Source organism: Actinomycetospora sp., from assembly GCF_055612215.1.
Genome location: NZ_JBVPVA010000043.1, coordinates 1 through 3,714, shown reverse-complemented (window position 1 = coordinate 3,714; position 3,714 = coordinate 1). Strand labels below are relative to the sequence as shown.

The window sequence follows — 3,714 nt, the reverse complement described above, 5'->3', positions numbered from 1 at the left end:
GGCGACGTACCAGGTCATCTCGCCGCGGTCGACGGTCACCTGCGGGACGGCCTCGTCGAACGTGGTGACGCCGCCGTCGTCGAGCGCCGCGGCGGTCTCGTCGACGACCTCGTCGAACCAGCCGCCGTAGGGGCGCTCGGCCGGGGCCGGGGCGTAGGCCGGCAGGCGCAGACCGCCGAAGCCGGACGTGTCGCCCGAGCCGGAGATGCCGAACATGCCCTCGCGGGACCGCCCGGTCACCGTCGGGGCATGCGGGCGGTGCTGCTCGACCGGGGAGAACGCGACCGCACCGCGCTCGGTGTGCTCGGAGGACCCGGCCGTGGCGCCGGTCGGGCCGCTCGCGCCGCCGGCCCCGGTCGAGGGGACGCCCGGCTGCTTCTCGTCGTCGCGACCCTCAGCCATGGCTCTTCTCCCGCCCGTACTTGACCGAGGACGGCAGCAGCTCGAGCTTCTCGCCCTGCGCGCGGCGCTCCGCGGCGAGCTCGGCCCGCACCGGGCCCAGCGGCTCCTGCTGGATCTTCTGGTGGAGCTTGAGGATCGCGTCGATCAGCATCTCCGGCCGCGGCGGGCAGCCCGGCAGGTACATGTCGACGGGGACGACGTGGTCGACGCCCTGGACCACCGCGTAGTTGTTGAACATCCCGCCGGACGACGCGCAGACCCCCATGGCGAGCACCCAGCGGGGCTCGGCCATCTGGTCGTAGATCTGGCGCAGGACCGGGGCCATCTTGTTGGTCACGCGGCCCGCGACGATCATCAGGTCGGCCTGGCGGGGGCTGGGGCGGAACACCTCCATGCCGAAGCGGCCGAGGTCGTAGCGCGGCGCCCCCGAGGTCATCATCTCGATCGCGCAGCACGCGAGCCCGAACGTGGCGGGCCACAGCGACGCCTTGCGCGTCCAGTTGACGAGCCCCTCGACGGTGGCCAGCAGGATGCCGTTCGGCAGCTTCTCTTCGAGTCCCATGTCAGCGGACCTCCCCATTCGGTCCAGGCACTGCGGTTCCGGCCACGACTACGTCCAGTCCAGACCGCCGCGCCGCCAGACGTAGGCGTACGCGAAGGCGACGGTCCCGATGAACAGCACGACCTCGACCAGACCGAAGAGGCCGAGGGCGTCGATGTTGATGACGAACGGGTAGAGGAACACCATCTCGACGTCGAAGAGGATGAACATCATCGCCGTGAGGTAGTACGCGACCGGGATGCGGCCGCCGCCGACGACCGGCTGCGGTGACGGCTCGATGCCGCACTCGTAGGTGTCGAGCTTCGCACGGTTGTAGCGCCGCGGGCCGATGTAGGGCGCGGCGGTGACGGAGAAGAGCGCGAACCCTCCCGCGAGCACGAACATGACGAGGAGGGGGACGTAGGCGGTCAGCCCCGCCGTTCCCGGGCCCTGCATCCGGAGATCCTCCTGCACCGTCGTCGTAGGTGTGTCGTCGCTGGTCGCGCCGGGGCCCGTCCCCCGAAACCGGGACCGATCGTGCTCCCGGCCACCGGGTTCGCGGTGGGCGGGGTCACGTCCGCCGGACGGAGGTCGACCCTACGGAGCGCGGTGGCCCGTGCCCCGGATGAGGGTCCCCATACCCGGGGGGTGGTCGTCGGCTCATGCGTCGCGATCCCTCCCCGGCGCGGAGCGGGTGGCCGGCCTCGCGTGCCGGGCCGGCCGCCCGACGGGCGGCGGCGCGTCCGAGAGCTGCGGGGTCAGCCGCAGCAGCAGCTCCAGGAGCCGGTCGGAGACGTCGCCGTCGCGGCGGTCGTGCAGGTTCGCGAGCAGCTTGAGCAGGAACCGCATGAGCGCCTGACGGGGCAGCCCGTGGCGCGCGGTGTACTGCACGAGCTTCGGGTGGCGCAGCGCGTGGGCGAACCGGTTGCCCAAGCGGTAGTAGCTGGCGAGCTCCGCCCGGACGGCGGCCGGGTAGCCCTCGAGCGCGCGCTCCCGCGCCGGCCCCTCGGGTCGGGCCCGGGCCTGGAGGACCGCCTGCGCGGCCAGGGTGGCCGACTGCATGGCGTACGCGATGCCCTCGCCGTTGAACGAGTTGACCATCCCGCCCGCGTCGCCGACGAGCAGCAGGCCGTCGGCGTAGACCGGGGTGCGGTTGAAGCCCATCGGCAGGGCGGCCCCGCCGATGTCGTTCACCGCGTTCTCCTCGGTGAACCCCCACTCCGCGGGCAGCGACTCGCACCAGGCGCGCAGCATGGTCCGGTAGTTCGAGCCCGAGGCGTTCGACTGGTCCAGGATCCCGAGCCCGACGTTGGCCGTCCCGTCGCCCATCCCGAACACCCACCCGTAGCCGGGCAGCAACCGGTCCTCGGGCCCGGAGCGGTCCCAGAGCTCGAGGTGGGTCTCGAGGAAGTCGTCGTGGCTGCGGGGGCTGATGTAATAGCGACGGACCGCGACCCCCAGCGGCCGGTCGTCGCGCTTGCCGATCCCGCGGGACAGCGCGGTCCGGGCCCCGACGCCGTCACACGCGACGACCAGCGGCGCGCGGTAGGTCGCGGGTTCGCGGTCCGGGCCCCGGCGGGCCTCGACGCCCACGACGCGGCCCGTGCGCTCGTCGGTCACCGCGCCCGACACGGCGACGCGCTCCTCGATCCGCGCCCCCGCGGCCCGGGCGTGGTCGGCGAGCAGCTGGTCGAAGTCCCGACGGGGCCGGACCAGCCCGTAGGGCGGGAAGCTCGTCAGCTCGGGCCACGGCAGCTCGACCGACAGCCCGCCGCCGAGCACCCGCAGCCCCTTGTTGTGCAGCCAGCCGGCCTCCTCGCGGGTGTCGATCCCGAGGTCGATCAGCTGCGTGACCGCGCGCGGGGTCAGGCCGTCCCCGCACACCTTCTCGCGGGGGAACTCGGCCTTCTCGAGCACGAGGACGTCGAGCCCGGCCCGCGCCAGGTAGGTGGCCGCCGTGGAGCCCGCCGGGCCCGCGCCGACGACGATGACGTCGGCGGAACGGTCGTCGCCCCCGACGTCCTGCCGGGTGCGCTCGTGGTGGTGAGCGGACACCGTGGCTCCTTGTGAATTCGTTCACTAGCTCCGGGCGCGCCCAGTCTAGGCATGTTGCGTGCGACACGCCCGCTGAATCTCGGTTGGCCGCATCCGGATCGGGGAACCTCTCCCGGTTGTCGCCGCCCCGGCTCATGATCAGGGGCACACCACGCACCCCGACGCGGCTGCGAACCTGCCTGACGTGCCCCTCGCGGGCGAGGGTGGACTCGCCGTCGCGCGGGCCCTCTCCCGCCGCAAGATCAGGGGCACACCGCGCACCCCGACGCGGCTGGGAACCTGCCTGACGTGCCCCTCGCGGCGGAGGAGGCGGGACGGGCGCGTGGCCCCTCGCGAGCGAGGGCGGACCTCAGCGCACGGCGGTGTGCAACGTGACGATCCCGCCCGTGAGGTCCCGCCAGCTCACCGCGCTCCACCCGGCCGCCGTGATGCGCCGGGCCAGGGCGGGCTGGTCGGGCCACGCGCCCGTCCCGCCTCCTCCGCCGCGAGGGGCACGTCAGGCAGGTTCGCAGCCGCGTCGGGGTGCGCGGTGTGCCCCTGATCTTGCGGCGGGAGAGGGCCCGCGCGACGGCGAGTCCACCCTCGCCCGCGAGGGGCACGTCAGGCAGGTTCTGAGCCGCGTCGGGGTGCGCGGTGTGCCCCTGATCATGAGCCGGGGCCGCGACAACCGGGAGAGGTTCCCCGATCCGGATGCGGCCAACCGAGATTCAGCGGGC

The 3,714-nt window shown here is 73.6% G+C and carries 3 protein-coding genes and 2 pseudogenes; all 5 read right to left on the bottom strand.

Features of this window, described 5'->3' with window-relative positions; genetic code table 11:
- Positions 1-402, bottom strand: a pseudogene (locus tag AC0CYZ_RS00950) (NADH-quinone oxidoreductase subunit C); the annotation flags it as partial.
- Entirely contained in the window at positions 395-964 is a 570-nt protein-coding gene (locus tag AC0CYZ_RS00945) for a NuoB/complex I 20 kDa subunit family protein (RefSeq protein WP_472211210.1), read from the bottom strand. The gene AC0CYZ_RS00945 and the pseudogene AC0CYZ_RS00950, both read right to left, overlap by 8 nt.
- A gap of 48 nt (positions 965-1,012) precedes the next feature.
- Entirely contained in the window at positions 1,013-1,399 is a 387-nt protein-coding gene (locus AC0CYZ_RS00940; RefSeq protein WP_472211207.1) for an NADH-quinone oxidoreductase subunit A, read from the bottom strand.
- Between the two features lie 204 nt (positions 1,400-1,603).
- Complete coding sequence (locus AC0CYZ_RS00935; protein ID WP_472211204.1) at positions 1,604-2,998, bottom strand: geranylgeranyl reductase family protein; 1,395 nt, start codon at positions 2,996-2,998, stop codon at positions 1,604-1,606.
- A 349-nt stretch (positions 2,999-3,347) separates the two neighbouring features.
- Positions 3,348-3,449 (bottom strand): annotated as a pseudogene (locus AC0CYZ_RS00930) (bifunctional demethylmenaquinone methyltransferase/2-methoxy-6-polyprenyl-1,4-benzoquinol methylase); the annotation flags it as partial.
- Positions 3,450-3,714 lie beyond the last annotated feature (265 nt).